Annotated in this window: 23 protein-coding genes; 10 read left to right on the top strand and 13 right to left on the bottom strand. The window is 36.4% G+C overall.

All coding sequences use genetic code 11. The features are described from left to right. Window positions 1–34: 34 nt before the first annotated feature. The 5 genes from GQR59_RS00315 to GQR59_RS00295 form a co-directional block, all read right to left on the bottom strand. Complete coding sequence (locus GQR59_RS00315) at window positions 35–568, bottom strand: DUF6436 domain-containing protein (protein WP_160060202.1); 534 nt, start codon at window positions 566–568, stop codon at window positions 35–37. After that, on the bottom strand, window positions 552–1901 hold the full coding sequence (locus GQR59_RS00310) for a methyl-accepting chemotaxis protein (RefSeq protein ID WP_160060201.1): 1350 nt from the start codon (window positions 1899–1901) through the stop codon (window positions 552–554). The genes GQR59_RS00315 and GQR59_RS00310 overlap by 17 nt, the downstream gene beginning before the upstream one ends. 537 nt (window positions 1902–2438) lie before the next feature. Beyond that, window positions 2439–3830, bottom strand: coding sequence for an ethanolamine permease (eat, locus tag GQR59_RS00305; RefSeq protein WP_160060200.1), 1392 nt, complete (start codon window positions 3828–3830; stop codon window positions 2439–2441). 65 nt (window positions 3831–3895) lie between these two features. Further along, window positions 3896–4729, bottom strand: coding sequence for an ethanolamine ammonia-lyase subunit EutC (eutC, locus tag GQR59_RS00300; protein WP_160060199.1), 834 nt, complete (start codon window positions 4727–4729; stop codon window positions 3896–3898). Beyond that, on the bottom strand, window positions 4726–6126 hold the full coding sequence (locus GQR59_RS00295; RefSeq protein WP_160060198.1) for an ethanolamine ammonia-lyase subunit EutB: 1401 nt from the start codon (window positions 6124–6126) through the stop codon (window positions 4726–4728). Before GQR59_RS00295 ends, eutC begins: the two co-directional genes overlap by 4 nt. A 175-nt stretch (window positions 6127–6301) precedes the next feature. Here GQR59_RS00295 and GQR59_RS00290 point away from each other — a divergent pair, with 175 nt between their 5' ends. From GQR59_RS00290 to GQR59_RS00275, 4 genes are all read left to right on the top strand, one after another. Then, entirely contained in the window at window positions 6302–6490 is a 189-nt protein-coding gene (locus tag GQR59_RS00290) for a hypothetical protein (RefSeq protein WP_160060197.1), read from the top strand. Between the two features lie 124 nt (window positions 6491–6614). After that, the gene (locus tag GQR59_RS00285) at window positions 6615–7346 is read left to right on the top strand and encodes an AraC family transcriptional regulator (RefSeq protein WP_160060196.1); all 732 of its coding nucleotides are present in this window, start codon (window positions 6615–6617) and stop codon (window positions 7344–7346) included. A gap of 233 nt (window positions 7347–7579) precedes the next feature. Continuing rightward, a complete protein-coding gene (locus GQR59_RS00280) occupies window positions 7580–8017 on the top strand; it encodes a transcriptional repressor (RefSeq protein WP_160060195.1) in 438 nt (145 codons plus the stop codon). Window positions 8018–8060: 43 nt separating this feature from the next. Then, window positions 8061–8525, top strand: coding sequence for a chemotaxis protein CheX (locus tag GQR59_RS00275; protein WP_160060194.1), 465 nt, complete (start codon window positions 8061–8063; stop codon window positions 8523–8525). 167 nt (window positions 8526–8692) lie between these two features. Here GQR59_RS00275 and polA read toward each other — a convergent pair whose 3' ends face one another. From polA to trxA, 7 genes are all read right to left on the bottom strand, one after another. Continuing rightward, window positions 8693–11491: a DNA polymerase I gene (polA, locus tag GQR59_RS00270; RefSeq protein WP_160060193.1), complete on the bottom strand. Its 2799-nt coding sequence runs from the start codon at window positions 11489–11491 to the stop codon at window positions 8693–8695. 380 nt (window positions 11492–11871) lie between these two features. Continuing rightward, on the bottom strand, window positions 11872–12981 hold the full coding sequence (locus tag GQR59_RS00265; RefSeq protein WP_160060192.1) for a 1-acyl-sn-glycerol-3-phosphate acyltransferase: 1110 nt from the start codon (window positions 12979–12981) through the stop codon (window positions 11872–11874). Between the two features lie 73 nt (window positions 12982–13054). Further along, window positions 13055–14239 carry an HDOD domain-containing protein gene (locus GQR59_RS00260; protein WP_160060191.1) on the bottom strand — a complete coding sequence of 395 codons (1185 nt, stop codon included), beginning with the start codon at window positions 14237–14239 and terminating at the stop codon, window positions 13055–13057. 75 nt (window positions 14240–14314) lie between these two features. Then, window positions 14315–15010 (bottom strand): NAD(P)H-flavin reductase, encoded by a 696-nt coding sequence (gene fre, locus GQR59_RS00255; RefSeq protein WP_160060190.1) that lies wholly within the window; start codon window positions 15008–15010, stop codon window positions 14315–14317. Between the two features lie 82 nt (window positions 15011–15092). Beyond that, window positions 15093–16562, bottom strand: coding sequence for a 4-hydroxy-3-polyprenylbenzoate decarboxylase (gene ubiD, locus GQR59_RS00250; RefSeq protein WP_160060189.1), 1470 nt, complete (start codon window positions 16560–16562; stop codon window positions 15093–15095). Between the two features lie 249 nt (window positions 16563–16811). Further along, window positions 16812–18080, bottom strand: coding sequence for a transcription termination factor Rho (gene rho / locus GQR59_RS00245; protein WP_160060188.1), 1269 nt, complete (start codon window positions 18078–18080; stop codon window positions 16812–16814). Window positions 18081–18245: 165 nt separating this feature from the next. Continuing rightward, window positions 18246–18572: a thioredoxin TrxA gene (trxA, locus tag GQR59_RS00240; RefSeq protein WP_025563658.1), complete on the bottom strand. Its 327-nt coding sequence runs from the start codon at window positions 18570–18572 to the stop codon at window positions 18246–18248. 124 nt (window positions 18573–18696) lie between these two features. On the opposite strand from trxA, the gene rhlB reads away from it, so the two are divergent. The 6 genes from rhlB to GQR59_RS00210 all read left to right on the top strand — a co-directional run bounded on the left by rhlB (window position 18697) and on the right by GQR59_RS00210 (window position 25739). Beyond that, the gene (gene rhlB / locus GQR59_RS00235; protein ID WP_160060187.1) at window positions 18697–19956 is read left to right on the top strand and encodes an ATP-dependent RNA helicase RhlB; all 1260 of its coding nucleotides are present in this window, start codon (window positions 18697–18699) and stop codon (window positions 19954–19956) included. A gap of 1 nt (window position 19957) precedes the next feature. After that, window positions 19958–20875: a Ppx/GppA phosphatase family protein gene (locus GQR59_RS00230; RefSeq protein ID WP_160060186.1), complete on the top strand. Its 918-nt coding sequence runs from the start codon at window positions 19958–19960 to the stop codon at window positions 20873–20875. Window positions 20876–21154: 279 nt separating this feature from the next. Then, window positions 21155–21802, top strand: a complete 648-nt coding sequence (locus GQR59_RS00225) for a hypothetical protein (RefSeq protein ID WP_160060185.1) — start codon at window positions 21155–21157, stop codon at window positions 21800–21802. Window positions 21803–22245: 443 nt separating this feature from the next. Next, entirely contained in the window at window positions 22246–23070 is an 825-nt protein-coding gene (locus GQR59_RS00220; protein ID WP_160062286.1) for an MIP/aquaporin family protein, read from the top strand. An 85-nt stretch (window positions 23071–23155) separates the two neighbouring features. Continuing rightward, complete coding sequence (gene glpK, locus GQR59_RS00215) at window positions 23156–24685, top strand: glycerol kinase GlpK (protein WP_160060184.1); 1530 nt, start codon at window positions 23156–23158, stop codon at window positions 24683–24685. Between the two features lie 274 nt (window positions 24686–24959). After that, complete coding sequence (locus GQR59_RS00210; RefSeq protein WP_160060183.1) at window positions 24960–25739, top strand: DeoR/GlpR family transcriptional regulator; 780 nt, start codon at window positions 24960–24962, stop codon at window positions 25737–25739. Between the two features lie 282 nt (window positions 25740–26021). Here the strand turns inward: GQR59_RS00210 and GQR59_RS00205 are convergent, their stop codons facing one another. After that, on the bottom strand, window positions 26022–26177 hold the full coding sequence (locus tag GQR59_RS00205) for a hypothetical protein (RefSeq protein ID WP_160060182.1): 156 nt from the start codon (window positions 26175–26177) through the stop codon (window positions 26022–26024). Between the last annotated feature and the right edge of the window lie 218 nt (window positions 26178–26395).

Below are 26395 nucleotides of genomic sequence, written 5' to 3'. Positions count from 1 at the left end.
TCACTTCTTCGCTTCTAGAACATTTCAAATACCATCACAAGTTACAATAACAACCCGATGCATCACTTAAGATTAAATCCGAACGATAACCTTTGCCATAATTTTTCATCACTGTTTCAACATAACCATTAGACTCAGTACAAGCTAGACCAATTGAATAAGGGCCCAAATAGAGTAAATCTTGTGTATCACTCACAATCATTATGGAAGGTGTCGAAGGGATAATAGTTGATAGTTTTGCAGGTAAGTTAACGTTAATAACCTTAAAACCCGTTAACCCCGCTTGTTCATTAATCTCTTTTTTATGTGCTTCAGAATATTGTGTGCAAGCACAATGGTCACTAGTGAAATGAATGATCGTATCACTTAGATCGACATTGTTAAGTTGCGCTATTTTTCTCAACTCCTGCATTACAAAAACACTGTTTTGACCGGTTAGCTTTTCTTCTGGATCATAACTGACTAAACGGCTACTAATGAAATAAATAGCCGCAATGACAGTAAAAACAAGCCAAATAATAAAAACCATATAGTGAAAATGCGTGATTTTACTATTTGAATCTTGCAATGCTTGCTTCTAATAATGTAACCGAATGAGAGATGTTATCGGCTTCTTGCGCCAACATATCTACTTTTTTAGCATCATCCCTGCTTAGTGAACTCACTTTCTCTGTGCTTTGTGCAATATCGTTGGTCGCTATAGATTGCTCTTCAACAGCCGCAGCAACCGAATGAGCAATATCATTAGATAATGAAACTAATGAAGAAGCATTAATGATTTCTTTATTAGCTTGCCCTGCTACAGAAATAACAACATCGACAGCATCAATGCATTGAACCATAGATTGAGTAGATGATTGTGAATGGTTAGCAAGTTCTAATAAGGTTTCATTAACTCGTTGTGTGCTATCTTTAGTTCGGTTTGCAAGCGCTCTAACTTCATCTGCAACTACGGCAAATCCACGCCCTTGTTCACCTGCTCTAGCAGCTTCAATGGCAGCATTAAGTGCTAATAAATTAGTTTGATCGGCAATACTAGTAATCTCTGATAAAACCTTAGTAATCACATCACTTGCATTAGCCAAAGCAGTTATTTCAACACTGGTTTTATTTAATATCCCTGTAAGCTCGGCATTTTGAATATTTATTTCATCAATATAGTCATTCGCTTTTTGTGTTGAGGACGTTGCATCTTTCATCTGGTTACTTAACTCATTAGTATCCCTTGCTATTGACGCAACAGTCACTGCCATCTCTTCCACCGAAGAGGCAATATTTTCAGTTTCTGCTTGTCTGTGATTAGCTGAAACTTCAAGTTCAGTCTTAGCTGAGGTGAGATGATTTGAATTAACGATGAAATCATTCGTTTGATTCTTAACGCCCATAACTACATTATCAAGTACCGTTAAAAGCTCATTAAACCCTTTCAATACAATATTGTTATTAGCATTAGCTCGTACTTTTAAGTCAAGTAAGTTTTCATTTTCAGTTAATATTTTTGTTACTCGGGCTAATTCTTTTCCTACTTGGCTATCGTCGTATAATATTTTTGCAATATATCCAGCAATAATAGCTTCTACCACAGCGTAAACAGCATGAATAATAACGGTCGAGAAAAATAATCGATCTAAATCAAATATATAAACGCCAGATCCATTCACTTGCATAAAGTAGAAAGAAAGGTGATGCACTGCAATTAATAAAGTAGCTGAAATATACACTTTCCAATCGCTAAAAATAATTAGAATGGCCATTAATATAAATATTTCAAAATGGACTTCTATCAATCTATTCATTTGGTGTATATGTAAACAAGCGAAGATCATCGCTGCTAATGCAGAAGCATGCTTTGTTAATGTTGCATTAGGTGCACTTTGCAACAACCATAATGGAACTAACATGGCAGGCAAACCTATTAATATCGCTTCCGCAAAAGTCCCATAAATAAAAGCAAGTCCGATTGACTCAACAAATAATAATACTAGGACACTCGAAAACGCTTTATTTATTTTATTAATTATTCACCTTTGCATATTCAATATAAAAATATGCATTTAATTAATATGCTCAAAAAGGAAGCGGATGATACGGTAAAAAAGATAATATAGATCATTTAATCGTCATATATTACCTAAAAATGATTAAAAAATATAAAGTTCGATCATAGTTCACACATGACGTATTGATTAGTAGAAGTAGGTATTAAAGCGAAGTGTAAATAGTTAGCAATAAATTCAGAGAGTTAAAAAATGTTGTTAATAATACCAATCATAATAAATAGCTTACTATTTTACTGGTTAAAACAACTCACTTTACGCCTTAAATTGAGCTGTTTTAACAAGTAAAATTTAGACAGCATATTTAATGTAATGGGTATAAAGTTAAAACCTACCTTATTCAGATAGGTTTTAACTAGATGATAACTTATCTGTTAAATATTAATTAGTCACAAGCTCATCTTCAGCACGAGATAACATCGCAAACTCTTCTTCAGCAGATGAAGCCACTAGGCTATTTCTACCAATTAAAGCGTAATAAAGCATGCCAATAACAAATAACACGAACGTAAAGTAGAAAGCTCTTACATCGTAAGCATAAACACCCGTTAATGCGATTAAAGACAATACGAATGAAATACCAGAAGTCACAACACCGCCTGGTGTTTTGTATGGACGGTTAAGATTAGGTTGTTTAATACGTAATAATATATGGCTACCAGACATCATTGCGTATGACACTGTTGCACCAACAACCGCCATTGATAACATTAGGTCACCTTCACCCGTAAGTGATAATAGAAAACCTAATACACCAGGAACGATCAATGCACGTACTGGGACTTTACGTTTACTGGTTAATGAAAGCTTCTGTGGTAAATAACCTGCACGAGATAATGCAAAGACTAAACGGCTATATCCGTAGATAATAGAGAAAAATGACGCGACTAATCCAGCTAAACCTAATACATTAACCATAGTGGCAATATTTGGGTTACCTGTCATTTTTAATGCATCAACTAACGGTACAGCACTACCTGCTGTTACTTGCGCACCAGCGGCACCTGCCACTAATACAACAACAAGGATTGCAGTAAACAATAAGAAAATCATCGCAGCAATAATACCTTTAGGCACATCTTTCGCTGGATCTTTTGCTTCTTCTGCAGCAAGCGGTACACCTTCAACGGCAAGAAATAACCACATTGCAAAAGGTAACGCAGCCCAAACACCGTAATACCCCATTGGCAAGAATTCTGTACCACCAGCTGAAGGTACGATATCAAATAGATTATCTACATTGAACTCAGGTAATAAAACAATACCTGTGACGATGATTGCTAATACCGCTAACGCGCTGATCACCATCATCACTTTTAATGCTTCACCCGCACCAAAGATATGGATACCGACAAAGATAAGATAAAAAGCAGCATAAACAAGCGGACCATCAAGCCCTAGTAGTTCATTAACAGAAGAACCAATGAAAATAACAATGGCAGCAGGTGCAAGCGTATATTCAATTAATACCGCTAAACCTGTGAGGTAACCACCAGCTGGCCCCATTGCTTGACGCGCAAAACTATAACCACCACCAGCAGCAGGGATCGCAGCTGACATTTCAGCAAGTGATAATACCAATGTTAAGTACATAATGCCCATCAGTACTGCAGCAATAACAAAACCACCCCAACCTGCTTGAGCAATACCAAAGTTCCATCCTGCGAAATCACCAGAAATAACATATGAGATCCCTAAGCCTGCAAGCAAGATCCAACCTGCCGCTCCCTTCTTTAATTGTCTTTGAGCAAGATACTCTTCGTTATTAGACATAATACTTCCTTTTTTATTTTGGTTAGATAGTTAAAATTAATTGTTATATATGAAGCAATAACGGCTTAAACCGTTAAGCAAAATTGTTGTGTATCATCGGTATCAATCAATGAATCTTCAGAACGATCTTTTAAATTCACCCCTGTTAGCTCAAGACGATGGGATTCAGTTAATAAATAATGTCCTTTATGTACCGCAGCTTGATACTTCAAGCCTTCAGGGCGAATATTTGAAATGCAATTACGTAATGAATCTTCAATACCGCGTTTAGCATTCCATGTTAGATACATCCCCATACTGTCAGGTGAACTTAACCCCGGACGTTCACCAATAAGAAGTACAACTTGTTTAGCATTCAAGGCTTCACAAACATCGTCTCCCACTGCAACTCGGCCTTGTTGAACCACACAAATAGGGGCGATATTTAATTTTTTGTTGGGCTCTTCATTGAGACGACTAATAAATAGTTCTATAAAGTTTTTAGCATGGTGGCTAATCGCGTAAGAAGATAAACCGTCAGCAAGCACAAATACTAAATCGTAGCGGTCACCTGTCGCAGGCTGTAAAGCAGAGATAGATTGCTCATCTAATTGACGGCCTAAATCGGGACGTTGTAGATATTCCATACGGTCACGTGCTTTACTATGTAGTTTCTGCATTGGTAAATAAGGTTTTAATATTTCGGACTGTTCAAATTGTTCACATAATTTATCGACATCCAGTGGTACATGAACTGCATCAATAGCTTGCGCATGAGAAAGCTGAAAACGTAGTAGTTCTGATGTTGGAAGACTCGTGCCAACACGGCCTAATCCAATACGAGCATCAGTAAACTGACGTAATTTTTCCCACGGGTCTTTATGTACTATGTTTGACTCGTTAGGTTTAATGTCACTCATAAAAGCTCCTTGATCATATTTAATGGATGAGCAAAGCGATCAGGCAATGTGTTACTTAATTGAGTAAGGTTATCAGCGGGTGCGATTTGCATTTTTTTAAGCCACTGATCAAATTCAGGTGCAGGACGAAGACCTAATACCTGACGAGCATAAAGTGCATCATGGAATGAAGTCGTTTGGTAATTAAGCATGATGTCATCGGAACCAGGAATTCCCATGATAAATGAGCACTCAGCAACACCTAGCAGTGTCAGTAAGTTATCCATATCATTCTGATCGGCATAAGCATGGTTGGTATAACAAATATCACAGCCCATCGGTAAACCAAGTAGCTTCCCACAAAAATGGTCTTCTAAACCGGCACGAATGATTTGTTTGCCATCAAAGAGGTACTCAGGACCAATAAAGCCAACCACTGTATTAACTAATAATGGCTTAAATTTACGAGCTACCGCGTAAGCACGTGTTTCACAAGTCTGTTGATCTACGCCGTGATGACCATTGGCAGAAAGTGCACTACCTTGACCAGTTTCAAAGTACATCACGTTATTACCGACAGTACCGCGCTTTAATTCTAGTGCCGCTTGATGAGCTTCATTTAAGACGTTTAGGTTTACACCAAAACCTTGGTTGGTTGCTTCTGTGCCACCAATTGATTGAAAAACAAGATCCACGGGGGCACCCAGCTCTATCGCTTCAATGGTATTTGTCACGTGAGTTAATACACAAGACTGAGTTGGAATTTCATAATGTTGGATAACATCATCCATCAATTTCATTAATTTCACTGCTTGTGAAACACTGTCCGTTGCAGGGTTAATGCCTAATACCGCATCGCCATTACCGTACATCAAACCATCAAAAATAGTTGCTGCAATACCGTTTACATCATCGGTTGGGTGGTTAGGTTGTAAACGTGTCGATAAGTGTCCAGGTAGGCCAATCGTATTACGAAATTGAGTAATAATATTGCACTTTTTAGCGACCAAAATAAGGTCTTGATTGCGCATTATTTTACTCACTGCAGCCACCATTTCAGGTGTAATACCGGCGCGAATACGTTTAAAATCAACTTCAGTTGTTGTTTCTTGTAATAACCAATTACGAAAATCGCCAACGGTTAAATGAGAAATTTCCGAAAATGCGTTTGCATCGTGTTCATCAATAATAAGACGCGTTATTTCATCTTTTTCATAAGGGATAAGTGTTTCTTCGAGAAACGTTTTTAACGGTAATTCTGCCAATAACATTTGTGCGACAGCACGTTGCTCTGATGAAAGAGCTGCAACACCGGCTAGTTGATCACCTGATCTCATAGGTGATGCTTTTGCCATCAAATCGGCAAGATTATCAAATCGATAAAGATGGCTACCTAGCTGATAGCGATAATTGGACATGTTAAGTACCTCAAAACATTAAATTCGGCGCAAACTTTGCAAACTAATTACACCGCAAAGTGCGAGGATCGATCCAACTGAATAACGCTATTGCGCAAAATAAAATAACGATTCAAAACAATAAGTTAAATGAAGTTTGCCTCAAATTGAGGCATAAATGATAAAAGGCGGAAAAATGGGTTTTATAAAGCAGCACCAAGGTAGTACCGCCTCTGCACTAGAGAGGTGCAAATCATTTACTTTTGATGTTAATCAACAAGCAGAAAGCTTAATACAATGGGAACAACGCTATAACCAACATAGCAGTGGCACCTTTAGTGGCTGTTTGGATGAATTAAAATTAGGGGGAATTCATTTTTTTTGAAGAGTTCACTAATCGCACATTACAACAACAATGTTGTGTTAAACACGATAACTTATGGCTTGGTTTTTCGTTACAACCACAAAGACCCAAAATAAATAACAGTGAAATTATTGGAGGGCAATTAATGACTCGTCCTTCAGGTATTGAATTTGAGCTGATAACACCACCAGACTTTCATATTTATGGACTAGTGATCAATAAAAATAGTCTCAGTGAAGAGATGATTGGAGGAGATAATGATCTATGGCAAAACCAAAGTAATACAATGCAGGCTTCACGTCCTAATCATTATGTTAGCTATGAATTAGCCAAGTTAATTAGTTTATTATTGGATAACAATAATTCACCTACGGGTAGTAATAGCATTTTCGGTGATCAAAACCCTGAACGATTAGCAAGACTAACACCCCTTATTACTTCTAAAGTTGCCGATCTATTAACACAAACAGAATATGGCTTTAATGAAGGTAAAGTAACACAGCAAACAACTCAGAGAGTGATTGCCGATATTACTCGATACATTAAAGAAACCAATAATTACCCACTCACCATTACCGAATTATGCCAAATAACCAATGTCAGTAGACGAGCACTACAATATTGCTTTGAACAAGGTTTTGGCATGTCGCCTATTCAATACATAAGAGACTGCCGCCTTAATGAAATAAGAAGACTTTTATTAAACGCGGATAATGATATTGGTATTGCAGACCTTGCCCTTGATTTTGGATTTTTTCATATAGGTACATTCAATGCACAATATAAGCATTTGTTTGGTGAAACACCCTCTCAAACTATAAAACGTTCAGTGACTTATCAAAATCCTATTATTAGCCAAGATACATCGAATAAATGACATTTAGTATTGAGATATCGTATGTAATCTAAGCTAATCAGTACAACCAAAATGAATGAAATCCGCTCAGCTTGTAAAGGCGACTATTTGTCAAAGAGAGCCATCTAGAAAAGAGGATTATAAACAAGAACCAATGAAAATATTAAGTCTGTTACTCTCAACAATAATTGCTCTCTTTAATCTGCTATCTCTATGATATTATAACGTCTCTTTTACTGATAGAAGTTGTTACTATGCCTCATCCATTACTCGCTCAAGCAATCGAAATTTGTAAGTCAAATAATGTACGCTTTACAGCCGTTCGCCAGCAGGTATTTACTTTAATGGCGGAGCATAAAGATGCTATTACTGCTTATGAGCTATTAGAGCAATTGCAGAAATTTGATAGTAAAGCGAAGCCACCTACTATATATCGTGCATTAGATTTTTTATTAGATAATCACTTTATTCACCGCATAGAATCACTGAATGCCTACTTAATGTGTTGCCACTTAGGTTGCGAACACCCAATGCAATTATTGATTTGTGAGAAGTGTAAACAAGTGATTGAATTGAGTGATCCTATTATTGATGAGGCATTTTCAACGAAAGCTTCACAATTTGGATTCAAAATTACCAATAAAGTGTTAGAAGCACATGGAGTTTGTAATAAATGTCTTTATAATCAATGATTAAATAACTTTCATTAATCAGCCCAAAAGTAGTAATCAAACTATGAATGCAGCATTTGTAAATCCTTTTTTATCTTCATTTATTCATGTTTTACAAACAATGGCCATGACCGAAGTTAAAGCTGGTCAAGCTAGTTTAAAAAAGGACTCAGTAGCTCGTGGAGATGTTTCAGGGTTAATTGGCATGGTTGGCCCAACCGTTTCAGGTTCATTCTCAATTAGCTTTGAAAAAAAACTCGCACTAAGTGTATTTCAAAAAATGCTAGGTGAATCAGTTGATAATATTTCAGAAGAGATTATCGATATGGTTGGTGAAATAACCAATATGGTCGCAGGAGGCGCAAAACAACAATTAAGTGAAAAGGGTTATGACTTTAATATGGCTATTCCTATTGTTGTAACAGGTGACGCTCACTCGATTACACATCAAATTAAAGCGAGTAAAGTTTTAATGCCTTTCCAATCAGAGCAAGGTAATGCTTACATTGAAATTTGCTTCACTGAATAATGTTATAAACGAGTCATCTAAGATGTTTAAAAATAGATAAAAAAACCCCCAATATACGGATATATTGAGGGAACAGGGAAGAGATCATGAAATATCTATATCTTCAAATAGTTAGTCGATTGATATTTCATTTAGTTCAAAAATTATACAACAAATAAATAGCTAATTTAATGCGCTTCATCCCAATTATTACCAACATCTGCATCAGCAATTAATGGCACATCTAAATCGGCAGCATTCGCCATAATTTTTTGGATCTCTTTTGTATACTCTTCAACACACTCTTCTTTAATCGCAAAGACTAATTCATCGTGTACTTGCATGAGTACTTGTACACTACCTTGTGGTTTTTGTTTCACCCAAACCGCCATATCGATCATTGCTTTTTTAATGATATCCGCAGCAGTACCTTGCATTGGTGCATTGATAGCAGCTCGTTCAGCCGCTTTCTTCAACATACCATTTTTAGCGTTGATATTCGGAAGCTGTAGTCGACGTCCAAAAATAGTCTCGACATACGCTTTTTCATTCGCTAATAGACGCGTATCTTCCATATAAGTTAATACTGCAGGATAGCGACTAAAGTAACGATCCATGTAAGTTTGTGCTTCTTGGCGACCAATGTTTAATTGTTTTGCTAAACCAAATGCGCTCATGCCATAAATTAAACCAAAGTTAATCGCCTTAGCACTACGACGCTGATCAACGGTCACTTCATCAAGCTCAACAGAGAAAACCTCTGCGGCAGTTGCTTTATGGATATCTTTACCCGTTGAGAAAGCCGTTAATAAGCCTTCGTCTTGAGATAAATGAGCCATAATACGTAATTCAATTTGGCTGTAATCGGCAGCGACTATTTTATATCCTGGTTTTGCAATAAACGCTTGGCGAATACGACGACCTTCTGCACTACGGATTGGAATATTTTGTAAATTTGGATCGCTTGATGATAGACGACCAGTCACTGTTACTGCTTGGTGGTATGAAGTATGAACTCTGCCAGTTTCTTCATTGACCATTAATGGTAATTTATCAGTGTAAGTCGATTTTAATTTACTTAACCCACGATGCTCAATAATCAGTTTAGGTAATGGATAAGTTAACGCTAATTCTTGAAGCACTTCTTCTGCTGTCGAAGGTGCGCCTTTAGGCGTTTTTTTAATGACAGGAATATTTAATTCTTCAAATAAAATAGTCTGTAACTGCTTCGGAGAACTCAAGTTAAAAGGCTTACCAGCTTCTTCATAGGCTAATTCTTCTAGCTCTAATAGGCGTTTTGCAATTTCAACGCTTTGTATACCCAGTAACTTACTATCAATTTCTACGCCGCCTCTTTCTATCTCAGATAAGACAGTTAATAACGGCATTTCTATTTCATCTAATACTTTCAATAACTCAGGTATTTCTTTTAAGCGAGTTTGTAACTCAAGATGTAAACGTAACGTTATATCTGCGTCTTCAGCAGCATAAGGAGCCGCTTCTTTAATTGCTATTTGATTGAAAGTAAGTTGTTTTTTACCTTTACCTGCAATATCTTCAAAGCTGATGCATTTATGTCCTAGATATTTTAATGACAAGGTATCCATGTCATGTTTACCTGTACTATCTAAGACATAGGATTCCAGCATCGTATCAAAAGCAATACCGCCTAATGTAATACCATGATTCAGTAATACACTGCGATCATATTTTAGGTTTTGCCCTACTTTTTTGTGTTCATCTGACGACAATAAAGGTGTGATCAGAGCAAGTGTTTCAGTAAGATCTAATTGCGTAGGCGCATCTATATAATCATGTGTTAAAGGTAAGTATGCAGCTTCAATAATAGGTGCGGCTTCTTCCCCTACATTGGTTTGAATCGCAAATGAAAGCCCTACAATTTTAGCTTTCATGTAATCTAAGCTAGTTGTTTCAGTATCAAAAGCAAAAACGTCTGCTTGCTTTAATTTTTTAATCCACTGTAACAATTGACCTTTTGTATAAATTGTTGTGTAACTTTCACGATCAACCATCGATTTAGCTGCTTCTATAGGTGCAACGAATTGCCCTTCTTGTGATGAAGAAGCTTTTGCTACTAAATTATCACCCGCTAATAATGATGCTAACCAACGCTTAAACTCTAATTTTCCAAACAGTTTAATTAACTCATCTGTATCTTGCGGAGAAGGTTTGAAATCTTCATAACCTTGCTCTAATTCAACATCTAGCTTAATGGTTGCTAATAAGTAAGATAAGCGTGCCATGGCTTCATTATCTTTCATTTTAACGGCCATAGTTTTACTACCACGGAACCCTAGTGCGGCTAATTTATCTAAGTTTTCATAGATATTATCCATGTTACCTAAACCTTGTAACATCGCTAATGCCGTCTTTTCACCCACACCTGGTACACCAGGAATGTTATCAACCTTATCGCCCATTAATGCTAAATAATCGATGATCATTTCAGGTGGAATACCGAATTTTTCTTTAACACCCTCAACATCTAAAATAGTGTTGGTCATGGTATTAATCAAAAATGTATGCTCATCAACTAATTGAGCCATATCTTTATCACCAGTACTGATCAGGGTCTTAATCCCCATTTTGCTAGCTTGTAAGGCTAACGTACCGATCACATCATCTGCTTCTACGCCTGGGATAGTTAAAATAGGTAAACCCATTGCTTTTATTACTGCGTGTAATGGCTCTATTTGACTACGTAAATCATCAGGCATGCTAGGGCGATTAGCTTTATATTCGCCATACATATCATCACGGAAGGTTTTTCCTTTCGCATCAAAAACAACGACGATATGTGTAGGACTAAATTGCTTTAACAAGCTTTGTAGCATATTGACTACACCGTAAACTGCTCCTGTCGCTTCACCCGCAGAGTTGGTTAAATGTGGAGGAGAGAAAAAAGCACGGTATAAATACGAGGAACCATCAACAAGCACAAAAGGATTTTCAGGAACTACAGCCATAGATTAACTACCAATCAGATAAAATTGGTACATAGTATACCTACACGCCATAAAATTGTGATCACGTTTTGTTATATTGTCGAATTGAAGCAGAAAGAACAGATTTACAGGCCTGATATAAAAATCATTAAAATTTAAAAAAGCAGTTATAAACCCCAAATATAGAGTGAGGCAAAAGGTAAGTGGTCATTCACTTTCAATGTAGAGTTATCTGTGGATAACTCTGTTAATGAATTTACTTAAAATTTGAGCCAGAACAATAAACTATAATTTCTCTTTATTTTTCAATGATATAAAAACAAAAACAAAACGAAAAATGCACATCCAATTAATTATTGAATGTGCATAACAAATATAGGAAGTGCCTAATTTAATTTAGTTTAGCTTGTGTAATGGCCAACAGGGTTAGCGTACATTTTTAATACCGTATCTTGTAATTCAGGTTTAATCGCTTGGATACGCGCTTTAAATGCTTCGATATCCTGTGCTGGTATATTGTCTACATCTTGTTCAGCAGCGATTAAATTAGAAGGGTGTAGAAAATAATTTTGGTAAATTTGAGCGTCAATCTCTTCGGCAACTTGATCCGCATTTTCAAAGGCACAATTTAAAGGTTGACCAAATGCAACATGTACATGGCCTTTTTTACCGATAATCCCACTGACAATACTTTCAATATCTTCAAACTCAGATTTTTTATATTCTCCAAATTCTGCTTTTTCATATAGCTCACGCGCTTTTTGTTGATCACATGGGTCAAGCTCATAAGAAACAGCAACGGGAACGATATTCAATGATTTGATATATTCTGTAAATGGGATTTTTTGCTTTTTACCGTTCACATAAAACATTTTAATAATCGCAGGATCTGTTTTATCAAAACCGTCTTTTGCACGCCCTTCTTTTTGTGCAATCCAAATACTACTGTCTTCTTTTAATGAACTACAAATATAATCAGATAAATGTAATAACGATTTCATCATCTCACGAACACCAGTAACAGAACGTTTAACGATAAAACTTTTATTCATACGCATTAAGTCAGAAACAAAAGGTTTACTCAGTAAGTTATCACCAATTGCAATACGTACCGTTTTAAAATTCTCTGAATATAAAGCCCAGTTGACAAAAGAGGGGTCCATAGCGATATCACGGTGATTTGAAACGTACAAGTAGCTTTGGTTAGGATCTAGGTTTTCTAAGCCTGAATAAGTGAATTTAGTGGTTGTAGAGTCGATCATCTGTTGAACATAATGACCCATTACTTTCTGCATTTTATCAATGCTATCAATATTGCCCCATTTATATAAAAAATAACGGCGAATTAACGGTTTAAGTACAAAACCTAAAAACTTAGATAGTTTAGAAAAACGAAAGCTTAATATTGCATCGATAAACTCTTCGCTATTAATGACGCGTTTGATAGCTGGCTGTATCTCTTCATCATTATAAGGGCGAATATCACTAAATTTATCAATGTTACTTGGCATGTTTTAATTCTCTATAAAATGGATGACATATTTTACATGCTTTTAGCTATTTCAGCGAGCATATTCGCGAGTTCTACCAATCAGGTTTAAATCGAAATAACTCTTGCTTAGATAACAGCTGAAAAGCTGCTTGATCAATGTGAGCTGTTTTCAAATAATCAGCTAACCATTCACCTTTGAATAAACGAGCAGCACGAAGTTGTTCGTACTTTGCGAAATATACAGCTTTGAATAGGATTTTTCCTAATTGCGTACGTTTATCAAATTCAATACCTTTCACTTCTTCTGTCAATGCAACTATCAAATGAGGAAAGTCTTTAGAGAATACTGGAGTAGCAAGCGCTATGCTCATCATTAAATCCGATTTAGTGATCAATAACGATTGTAATGAAGCAAGATCAGAACTCAGTTCGTAAAAAAAATCATGTACCTTTCCTTGATCTTGCTTACGAGCAGCCATAATCATATCAGTACGAACATGGTCAAATGAGGCTAAGTATTCATTAAAAGAAGCAGTATAGGCAAAGTTAAGCATTGCCGATAACATTTGTCCTTCATAAGGGCGATGATAATCCTCTTCTAACATTAATGAAGTACAAGCTTGGCCCAAGGTCAATTGATAACGCCATAATTTTCTAGTAAACAAACGATTATGCTGGTTATAAATATTAATACGACGTTTAAACATCAATGCAGGAATTAAATAACGTAATCCATTAATACCAATCATACCTACTGCGGTTTGAATATCATGAACAATACGGTTTGATCTGCCTAATCGCCCCATAAAATCTTGATTGGAAACGAGACCAATAACATGATTCCGAGCATGTGGATTACGATCTAATAATTCAGCTAAGACCGAGTAACGTGTATCTTTAACGATTAAGGTAGTTAATAATTCAATGCACTCTTTATGCATCTGTAAATGTTCAGATATTATCGTTTGTGTCTTTGTTAGCTTTGCGTTGACTGTCGTTAATAACGACCTTTGAAAGCGACTTATTAATAAGGCTTTACGCCTTTCTTCTAATTTTTTTTCCTCTAACACCCTCATTTTACGTTCTTTCTCAACGCTCAATAAAATCCGCTGATTCCAACCATTTTCTTGCTCAGGGTTTAAATCTTGGTTATTTTCTTCTTTTTCATTGAGGCCATCATTATAATCATCTTCTTTATATATTTTACTTTTACCAACTAAGAAACGAAGAAATAACTGTTCCATATTGGTTGCTTTAGAGAGTAATTTATTGACCATGAAATGATTGAAACCTAAGAGTAAGTATTCAAAAAAATGATAAAACAGAAGTTAATTTTATCATTTAATCAAGTATTAAATAAATGCAAACGCATCGCCGTATATGTTATCGATTAAAGCACCTTGTTTAATGAAATCTTCACGTGCAATTTTTGCCATTTCAAAACGACCTACAATATAGATATCAAATTCAGATAAGTCACTAAATTCATCTAATACAGCCTGATGAACATAACCTTTTTTACCTTGCCAAAACGCTTCAGGCAATTCAACAACAGGATGAAAATGAATATTTTGATGTTCAATAGACCAATTGATAGCTTGCTCTTCAAAGTAAAAGTGTGAGTACTCCTTAACTCCCCAATAAAGGTAAACTGGGTTCTTTAATTCAGACTCAACAATTTGTTCTAATATAGATTTTACATAAGAGAAACCCGTTCCACCTGCCATTAAAATAATTGGACGAGTTGAAGACTCACGTAAATAAGCAGCACCATTAGCAATTTCAACCTCTAATGGTTCGCCTGATTGCATTTTTTCAACCACTTGCATTGCATATTTATTATCTTCAGTAGCACCAATGTGCAACTCAATTAAATCACTTGAAGGTGTATTCGCAATCGAAAAATGACGTTTATCTCCTTCACCCATGATCACTGATACATACTGTCCCGCTTTAAAAGAAACAACACTGGTTGGGGCTAAAAATATACGGTACAAAAACGCATTTAATTTTTCAATTGACGCTACATTACAAGTAATTTGTGACATTCTTTTCTCTTTATTTTTTGGCGAAAAATATGACTTAAAATAGGATTGAATGGCTAAGACTAACCAATTCAATCCCTTTATATTATGACAAAATATCTAACTCATTCCAAAGGTCATCTATTTTTTCTTTTACTTTTTCATCCATGACAATAGGGGTTCCCCACTCACGCGTTGTTTCACCTGGCCATTTATTGGTGGCATCTAGCCCCATTTTTGAGCCTAAACCTGAGACTGGTGAAGCAAAGTCTAGGTAATCGATAGGAGTATTATCAATTAATGTGGTATCACGGCTTGGATCCATGCGCGTTGTAACGGCCCACATAACATCATTCCAATCACGAACGTTAACATCATCATCACACACAATAATAAATTTAGTGTACATAAACTGACGTAAGAAAGACCAAATACCTAACATCACCCTTTTCGCATGACCAGGATAGCTTTTCTTCATCGATACCACGGCCATTCGGTACGAACAACCTTCTGGCGGTAAATAGAAATCAACAATTTCAGGAAATTGTTTTTTAATAATAGGCACAAATACTTCATTTAATGCCACACCAAGAATCGCTGGTTCATCAGGTGGACGCCCTGTATAAGTACTATGATAAATGGGATCTTTTCTTGTAGTAACATGAGTTACTGTCATCACTTGAAAATCATCTACTTCATTATAATAACCAGTATGGTCACCATAAGGTCCTTCTGGTGCTTCTTCACCAGGCATCAAGTAACCTTCTAAAATCATTTCAGCCGTAGCCGGAACATCTAAATCATTACTTAAACAGGTTGCAACTTTAGTACGAGAACCACGTAATAGGCCTGCAAAAGCATATTCTGACAACGTATCTGGCACAGGCGTTACTGCACCTAAAATAGTCGCTGGATCAGCACCTAACGCGACACTGACAGGAAATGGTTTACCTGGATTTGCTTCTTGCCATTCACGAAAATCAATGGCTCCACCGCGATGTGATAACCAACGCATGATAATTTTATTTTTGGAAATTAGTTGTTGACGATAAATACCTAAATTTTGACGCTTTTTATACGGTCCTCTGGTAATGGTTAATCCCCAAGTAATTAACGGAGCAACATCACCAGGCCAACATTTCATAATAGGTAATTTAGTTAAATCGACTTCGTCACCTTCCATAACAACTTCTTGGCAAGCAGGTGAACTTACCTTTTTGGTGGGCATATTTAAAACTTGTTTGAAAATAGGCAGCTTTTCCCACATTGCCTTAAGGCCTTTAGGCGGCTCAGGCTCTTTTAAATAAGCAAGCCACTCTCCTACTTCACGTAACTCACTGACTTTCTTTTTGCCCATCGCGAGTGCAACACGTTCAGTAGTGCCAAAGAGGTTGGTTAAGACAGGTGTTGTGTAACCTTTGGGGTTTTCAAATAATAATGCAGGTCCGCCAGCACGTAGAGTACGGTCGGATATTTCAGTCATTTCTAAATTCGGATCTATTTCTTGGCTAATACGCTTTAATAGCCCTTTTTCTTCTAGCTGATTTAAAAAATCACGCAAATCATCAAACTTCATATTCACCTGCTTATTATGTTGAACGGTTACATCTTGTTATATTGAGTCATTATCTGAAATTAATACGAAAGAGAGTCAATAACTGATCAAGTTTACTGATTAAAATGAATAATGTCTTAATTGAATAGAAGAATAAGAGTAATTCAACTCAATCGTTGCTCGATATTGCTTAATTAAGCGCACAAGATAAAATTTAAAGTAAAAAAAACGCTACCTAAGTAGCGTTATTATTCAATAAAACAAAATTAATTATTTTGATTTTTGATTTTTCATTGCATCAAAGAAGCTATCGTTAGTTTTACTTAGACCTAGCTTATCGATCATGAATTCTGTTGCGCCGATTTCACCCATTGGATGAACAATCTTACGTAAAATCCACATACGTTGTAATTCATCAGCTTTAGTCAGTAACTCTTCACGACGAGTACCTGAACGCGTAATATCAATCGCAGGGTAAACACGTTTTTCAGCTAATTTACGGTTTAGATGAATCTCAGAGTTACCTGTACCTTTAAATTCTTCATAGATAACTTCATCCATTTTAGAACCTGTATCGATAAGTGCAGTAGCCAGAATAGTTAAACTACCCCCTTCTTCTACATTACGGGCAGCACCAAAGAAACGTTTAGGACGATGTAATGCATTTGCATCAACACCACCTGTTAGTACTTTACCTGAACTTGGGATCACGGTGTTGTATGCACGAGCTAAACGAGTGATCGAATCTAGCAAAATAACCACATCTTTTTTATGCTCTACAAGACGTTTTGCTTTTTCGATAACCATTTCAGCTACTTGTACGTGTCGGCTAGCAGGCTCATCAAATGTTGATGCCACTACTTCACCACGTACCAAACGACGCATTTCTGTTACTTCTTCCGGACGCTCATCGATTAATAAAACAATCAGTTCAGCATCAGGGTAATTAATCGAAATACTTTGTGCGATATTCTGCAATAGCATAGTTTTACCGGCTTTTGGCGGTGCAACTATCAATCCACGTTGGCCTTTACCAATCGGAGAAACTAAATCTAAAATACGTGCTGTAATATCTTCTGTACTACCGCTACCATTCTCTAAACGGAAACGCTCATCAGGATGGATAGGCGTTAAGTTTTCAAATAAGATTTTATTGCGGGAGCTTTCTGGCTTGTCAAAATTGACTTGCATAATTTTCAGCAATGCAAAATAACGTTCGCCTTCTTTAGGCGGTCTTATTTTACCTTCAACACTATCGCCAGTTCGTAAGTTAAAACGACGAATTTGACTAGGAGAAATATAGATATCATCTGGGCCAGCTAGATAAGAACTATCCGAGCTACGTAAAAAGCCAAAGCCATCTTGTAAAATTTCTAAAACACCAGCACCGAAAATATCAGCACCACTTTTAGCATGGGCTTTTAATATTGCGAAGATAATATCTTGTTTTCTAAGGCGGGCTAAATTTTCAAGCCCCATAGAACTTCCAAGCTCAACAAGCTCAGGAACGGGAGTATTTTTTAATTCGGTTAGATTCATAATTCTTTTGATGTTTTAATATGGATTAAATGGGTAGATAACGTGTGTTTGAATAGCTTAAATATGAATTGCTCATAATTTGAGCGTAAAGGTAGCATTAATAATTGGAACTGTCCAGAATGAAGATTAAGCTAGATTAACTTAACCTCATTCTGAGAAGAATATTTAAACGTTAGCGTCTAAAAACTCTGTAAGTTGTGATTTAGAAAGTGCGCCAACCTTAGTTGCTGCAACTTTTCCATCTTTAAATAATAATAAAGTTGGGATACCACGAATACCAAATTTTGGTGGTGTTTCACTGTTTTGATCGATATTTAACTTACCAACAGTTACTTTACCTGCATATTCAACAGCGACTTCGCTTAAAATGGGTGCAATCATTTTACAAGGACCACACCATTCAGCCCAAAAGTCCACTAAAACAGGACCAGCTGCATTTACGACATCAGTGTCAAAACTTGCATCACTTAAAGTTACGATATTTTCGCTCATTTTTATCTCCAGAAAAGATTTACTAGTAGAAAGTTATTATAACATGCTCACTGGTAAAATATATTTTTTGATATTTGAATCGATCTCAATATTTATTGCAAGTATAAACTGCTATGCTCTGCAAATGAATAAAACACACCTAACTCAAACAAAATTTTCAGACTTGCCTCTAGAGCCAAGTCTACTTTCAGGTTTAACTGCTATAGGTTTTGAATACTGTACGCCGATTCAAGCTTTGTCACTGCCAATTACCTTACAAGGTAAGGATATTGCAGGCCAAGCTCAAACGGGTACAGGCAAGACTTTGGCATTTTTACCTGCCGTTTTCCATCACCTATTAACTAACGATGTACCTGAAAATCGTCGTAAGAATCAGCCTAGAGCTATTATTTTAGCACCTACACGTGAACTTGCGATTCAAATACATAAAGATGCCATCACTCTTTCGAAATCAACATCTTTGCGCCTTGGTTTAGCATATGGGGGCGAGAAAGTTGAAATTCAACAAAATAAACTAGAAAAAGGTGTTGATATATTAATTGGTACCACGGGGCGTATTATCGACTTCGTTAAACAAGGTGTCATTAATTTAGATTCAATACAAAGTGTTGTCTTAGACGAAGCGGATCGTATGTTCGATTTAGGCTTTATTAAAGATATTCGTTATTTATTCCGTCGTATGCCTGCTGCTGAGCAACGTTTGAATTTATTATTCTCTGCAACCTTGTCACATAAAGTACAAGAACTTGCATTTGAACATATGAATAGCCCTGAGCATGTGCAAATTGAACCTGAAGTAATGACTTCAGCCAATATTACCGAAGAGCTTTTTTACCCTTCGAACGAAGATAAAATGTTGTTATTACTGAGTCTGATGGAAGATGAGTGGCCAGAGAAAGCCATTGTATTTGCTAACACTAAACATGCTTGTGAAAAAGTATGGGGTTATTTAGCAGGTGACGGACATCGTGCTGGCTTATTAACGGGTGATGTTCCACAGAAGAAACGTGAGCATATTTTAGAGCAATTCACTCAAGGTGAAATTGATATTCTAATCGCAACTGACGTGGCAGCACGTGGTTTACATATTCCAAAAGTATCACACGTATTCAATTTTGATTTACCAGATGATTGCGAAGATTACGTACATCGTATTGGCCGAACAGGCCGTGCTGGTGAAAAAGGATTAGCAATTAGTTTGGCTTGTGAAAAATATGTCTTTAATTTACCTGGTATTGAAGAGTATATTAAACATAACATTCCGGTTAGCGAATATGATAAAGACTCTTTATTAGATTCTTTACCAGTAATGAAAGTCACTAAATATAAAGTACATTCGAACAATACTCGTAAAGATAATTACCATAGGTCACATAAAAGATAATATGACAGCAGCGCGTTATACCATTATTGATTTAGGCTCCAATAGCTTCCATATGCTGACAGTTGTTAAGCAAGGGGATGGTTTTAACGTTGTATCAAAGCATAAGCAAAAAGTACGCTTAGCAGCTGGCTTAAATGGTGATAAACAACTCGATCAAGCAACAATGGAAAAAGGCTGGGCTTGTTTAGAAAGCTTTAGATTGTTGCTAGATCAAATCCAACCAGTTTGTATTCTCATCACAGCGACCGCAGCATTAAGGATGGCCGTTAACAATCAACAGTTTTTAAGCAAAGCTGAAAAGATATTACAACATCCCATCAACCTTATTTCTGGTATTCAAGAAGCAGAAACTATTTTCAAAGGTGTTTCTTTTACCGAAAATACAGATAAAGAATTATTAGTATTAGACATTGGAGGCGCCAGCACTGAATTGGTTTTAGGACAAGGCAACAAAGTTCATATTGCGAATAGTTTAAACATAGGCTGTGTGACTTGGCTAAGTCATTATTTTGCGGACGACCTACTTAATGAATATAACTTCAACAATGCAGTTAATGCCGCAAGGCAAGTTATTTCAACCGTTAAAGCGCAATATGTTAGCTTTGATTGGGAACTAACTTTGGGTGCATCAGGTACCATTCAAGCCGTCAATGAAATCAATCAAGCACAACAATTAAGCCATCATTTGTCCATTGAATTGTTACAACAAATCAAACAACAATGCATACAATGTCAGTCAATTAAAACACTCAATATTATTGGATTAGAAGAATCTCGAGTTCCTGTTTTTGCAAGTGGTTTAGCTATTTTAATAGCGATTTTCGAGTCGTTAAATATCAATGCAATGCAACGCTCTAATGGTGCTCTACGAGAAGGCTTAATAAGCATGATGTTTAATGGACAAACACATTTCAATTAATCACTATTAGACTCAAATAGTAAGTGATTATTTCAATTTTATAGAGCATCTATTCCTTCCTAATACTTTATGTTATAAGTACAAAATAGCCTTGTGTAATATAGCTTTTTCATATTCAAACCAATAAAAATAATCATTAAAAACAGTTATATAAACAGTAATAGAAAACATAACACTGATTATTGGTGATCCAAAAAAATTTAACTTGCTAAATAACATCACTATTTATTCAAATTTGTATCGATTCAGTTTAACTTAACGGCGCAATAAGGATTTAACATGAAACATTTAAAATTAAGCATTCTTCTTTTATTCGTTACGTTTATCACCGCTTGTAGCATGACTAAAATCAATACCACCACCACTACTTTTTATACACCAGAATTTACAAGTTCTGGCAGTATCGTTGTTATCCCAGCAGATATTGAAAACAGTAATTCATTAGAATTTGCTCACTATAAGCAAAAAATAGAAGAGAAGTTACGCTTATCAGGTTACTCCATTGCAGCAAACTCTGACACTGCGGAATACATTGCTATTGTTGCTTATGGAATCGATGAGGGTGAAACTTCAATTATTTCCACGCCTATATTTAGTTCTCCAAATGCGCTTCATGGTGGTAGATTAGCCAACCCTAAACACCGTTACTCAATGCCTAGTTACCACCGTAGAGTTGTAGGTACTTCAACGAGTTCAATCACCACTTATAACCGCGCTCTTGCTCTGGATATCGTAGAAGCAGTATCATTAAAAAGTGGATCAGAGGATAACGCTAAAAAAGTATATGAATCTAGAGTAAAAAGCATTGGTGAATGTGGTGTTGTTGCAGGTGTATTCAATGAACTATTGAAAGCCATGTTCACCAAGTTCCCTGGCGAGAATGGTCAAACCATCACTGCAAAAATTCCTTACGATGGCCAATGTTAGACGCTTTAATATGATCCACATGAAATGAACCTAATTCAATAATGAATAAAATAATCTTCGTTTTTGTTAATTTAGAAAAACAATAGGCGTATATGAACATTCATTTCATCGATAAATGTTCATCGTTCTATACCAATAATTTAATTGAATGAATAAACAAAGCTTATCCTCACTTCACCTCCGACCATTCTTTTTTCTACCTTATTTAGATAACATTTTTGATAAATAACAGAACAAAAATTAGAGCTGTTAGCGCTTAATAAACATTTACTCTTTACATCACAAAAAACCCTCGATATCGAACCAAAAATAATACAAATGCTCGATTAAATACAAAACATGACCGAACGCTCAAAATAAAACCTTTTATGTAGCTAAATTGTTAATGATAAGTATCTTTGTGCACATTAAATCGAACATGATTAGTAGTACAATAAAAGGGAATAAACATGAATAAACAACATTCGTTACTCGGTAAATGCATCGCAGAATTTATAGGTACAGCCCTATTAATATTTTTTGGTGTTGGGTGTGTCGCTGCATTGGTATTAGCAGGTGCCAGTTTTGGACAGTGGGAAATTAGCATCATGTGGGGAATGGGGGTCGCGATTGCGATTTACTGTACTGCAGGTGTTTCTGGCGCGCACATTAATCCAGCAGTAACGATTGCGTTAGCTTTATTTCATGGTTTTGGTAAAGAAAAAGTATTGCCTTATATTATATCGCAACTGCTAGGTGCATTCTGCTCAGCAGCTTTAATTTACGCGCTTTACAGTAACCTATTCACAGATTACGAAATAGCACATGGATTCTTACGCAGCAGTGAAGCTGCTTTATCAACCGCTGGCATATTTTCAACTTACCCTCATCCATCACTATCAATGTTTGGTGCATTTTCAGTAGAATTTGTTATCACAGCAGTATTGATGTTTGTAATTTTAGCACTTGGTGATGAAAATAATGGTGCTCCGCGCGGCGCATTAAATCCAATTTTAATCGGCGTCTTAATCGCAGTGATCGGTGGTTCATTAGGTCCATTAACCGGCTTTGCAATGAACCCAGCGCGTGACTTTGGCCCTAAATTATTTGCTTACCTAGCAGGATGGGACTTTGCCTTAACAGGTGCAAAAGAAATTCCTTACTTTATTGTTCCAATATTAGCGCCAATCTTCGGTGCATGTTTTGGGGCGTGGATATACCCTAAAGTGATTTCTCCATACTTACCTGAAACAGGCCACGGCTGCACAATTCCAAATGAATGTGATTAAAAAATTAATGAATATAAACAAATAACCAACAATATTTTAAAAGAGCGGAGTTATCCGCTCAATATTAAACAAAGAGGAAAATGTAATGACAGATAAAAAATATATTGTGGCACTTGATTCAGGCACAACAAGTTCTCGCGCAGTGATCCTTGATCATGATGCCAATATCGTCAGTGTTTCTCAGCGTGAATTTACGCAAATTTACCCACATTCAGGATGGGTAGAGCATGACCCAATGGAAATTTATGCAACACAAAGTGGCGTATTAACTGAAGCATTAGCAAAAGCAAGTATTCGCAGTGATCAGGTTGCTGCTATTGGTATCACTAACCAACGTGAAACTGCGATTGTATGGAACAAAGAAACAGGTAAGCCAGTTTATAATGCGATTGTATGGCAGTGTCGCCGTACGGCAAGTATCTGTGAAGAACTAAAAGCACAAGGTTTAGAAGAATACGTACGTGAAAATACAGGCTTAATGCTTGACCCATATTTCTCAGGCACCAAAATTAAATGGATACTCGACAACGTAGAAGGCGCTCGTGAAGACGCTGAAGCTGGAAAATTATTATTTGGTACCGTTGATACTTGGTTAATTTGGAAAATGACGCAAGGAAAAGTACACGTCACTGATTACACCAATGCATCACGTACTATGTTATTCAACATCAACACATTAGAGTGGGATGACAAACTATTAAAAGATTTTGGTATTCCAAGATCAATGATGGCTGAAGTGAAAAGCTCTTCAGAAGTTTACGGTAAAACGAACATTGGTGGTAAAGGTGGAACACGTATCCCTATTGCAGGTATTGCTGGTGACCAACAAGCTGCATTATACGGACACATGTGTGTAGAAAAAGGCCAAGCAAAAAACACTTACGGTACAGGTTGTTTCTTGTTAATGAATACAGGTAAAGAAAAAATAACATCCACACATGGCCTATTAACAACAATAGCTTGTGGTCCTAGAGGTGAGGCAACTTACGCACTAGAAGGTGCAGTATTCATGGGTGGTGCTTCAATTCAATGGCTTCGTGATGAAATGAAATTAATCTCAGATGCAAAAGACTCAGAGTACTTTGCTACTAAAGTTGATTCATCAAATGGCGTTTATGTTGTCCCAGCTTTTACTGGTTTAGGTGCTCCTTACTGGGACCCGTATGCTCGTGGCACAATTGTTGGTCTAACACGCGGTACTAATTCCAACCATATTATTCGTGCAACATTGGAAAGTATTGCTTACCAAACACGTGATGTACTTGATGCAATGCAAGCAGATTCAAATATTCAATTAGCGTCATTACGTGTTGATGGTGGTGCTGTTGCGAATAACTTTTTAATGCAGTTCCAGTCTGACGTGCTAAATACCGCTGTTCATCGACCAGCAGTGACTGAAATGACAGCATTAGGCGCTGCTTACCTTGCCGGCATTGCCGTTGGATACTGGGACGGGTTAGAAGAACTATCTAATAAAGCAACAATTGAACGCTCTTTCGAACCTAAAGCAGTACAAGAAAAACGTCAACAACGTTACAACGGTTGGAAACGTGCCGTTAAGTGTGCAATGGTCTGGGCAGATCTTCATAATGAAAATAACGAAGATACACCATAAATATCCAATAATGACTTAACGCTTCTATACTGTTCAGTTATTAAGTAACCTAAACCAATATAAAAGAGCATCTCTAGGATGCTCTTTTTCGATACTATGCCTTTCCTAATGCTCAAAAAACATTAACAAAATGAAGATAAATGATACAACTTGTTGATAATCGAAACTAAAATACTACTTACCACTCAAAAAAATTGTAATTTCTTGCTATTCGTTTTAGTCGCAGTAAACTTGATTTATTACATTTCGGCAGAAAGACAAGGAGTAATATTTAGTGAAACAGACAACCAGGCACCAAGAAATTGTCAACCTAGTACAAAAAAATGGATATGTTAGTACTGATAGTCTTGTTGAGCACTTTAAGGTCAGCCCTCAGACTATTCGCCGAGATCTCAATGAACTTGCAGGTGAAAATAAGATTCGTCGTCACCATGGCGGAGCAACAACACAACAAAGTTCTGTTAATACCTCTTATAGCGCACGTAAAGTAATGCAATTAAATGAGAAAGACTCTATTGCAGAAGCGCTAGTTAAATACATTCCTAACGGTGCAACCTTATTTATTGATATCGGTACCACCCCAGAATCAATTGCTAAAGAACTCGTTAAAAACCACAAAGGTCTACGTGTTGTGACTAACAACATTAACGTGGCGGGTATTTTAATGGGTAATAAAGATTTCAAAGTTATCTTAGCCGGCGGTGAAGTACGTAATAGAGATGGTGGTATTGTTGGAGAAGCGACGTTAGACTTCATCAAACAATTCCGTTTAGATTTCGGTATTTTAGGGATTAGTGGCATTGATTACGACGGTTCATTATTAGACTTTGATTATCATGAAGTACGCGTTAAACAAGCTATTATAGAAAATAGTCGCAGTATTTATCTTGCTGTGGATCATACAAAATTTGGCCGTAATGCCATGGTAAACTTAGGTAACATCAGTGAATTAGATATGTTAATAACCGATTTACCGCCGCCAGATGAAATTGTAGCGATTCTAAAAGAACATGATATCCCGTATGAAGTCACCTCAGTAAAAACAACACCATAACGTTATATGATGTTGATGTTATAAATATTTTGGCTCAGTGAAATGATTATACAAAGCAAAACTTGAGTATAATCATTTCATTATTTCACCTCAATGCTGGTTAATGGAAGTTGATTATATTTAACATCATAAGGTACTATTTTTTACTAGTCAGTGCCGTTAGTTTTGCGTAGTTCAAGACTAATTATTGAAGCAATAACGGGTTATTGAGAAATAATTTAACGTAGAAATTCGCGCAAATAGAGGTGTTGTATCGTTTTGCTTATCCAGAACTGAGGTTATTTACCTTACCGCTAACATCTCTTTGTTTCGTGCCATATCAGGACGAGTCCCTTTAACCAACCTAGTCACTATCTGTTCAAGTGCTACCCTTCTAGCATCTAATAATGATTGCTTAGATAAGAATCCAACATGCGGTGTAACGATGACATTATCCATTCCTATTAATTGACTACCGCAACCATTGTCAGCAGTTAACTCGTTTTCACCGCCCTATCTACTTTTAATACATTAGAATAAATGCAGCTTCAGTTATTAATAATCAAAGGGGGTAATTAGGTGAGCCGAAAAAGAAGAACGAGAGGTATTCTACAGGCTAAAAATGTATTGGAAGCTAAGTAATAAACTCAGTGAATAGATAGCAATCACTTAATATC

This window comes from Psychromonas sp. L1A2 (assembly GCF_009828855.1).
Lineage (GTDB): Bacteria > Pseudomonadota > Gammaproteobacteria > Enterobacterales > Psychromonadaceae > Psychromonas.
This window is presented reverse-complemented; position numbering and strand designations above follow the sequence as displayed.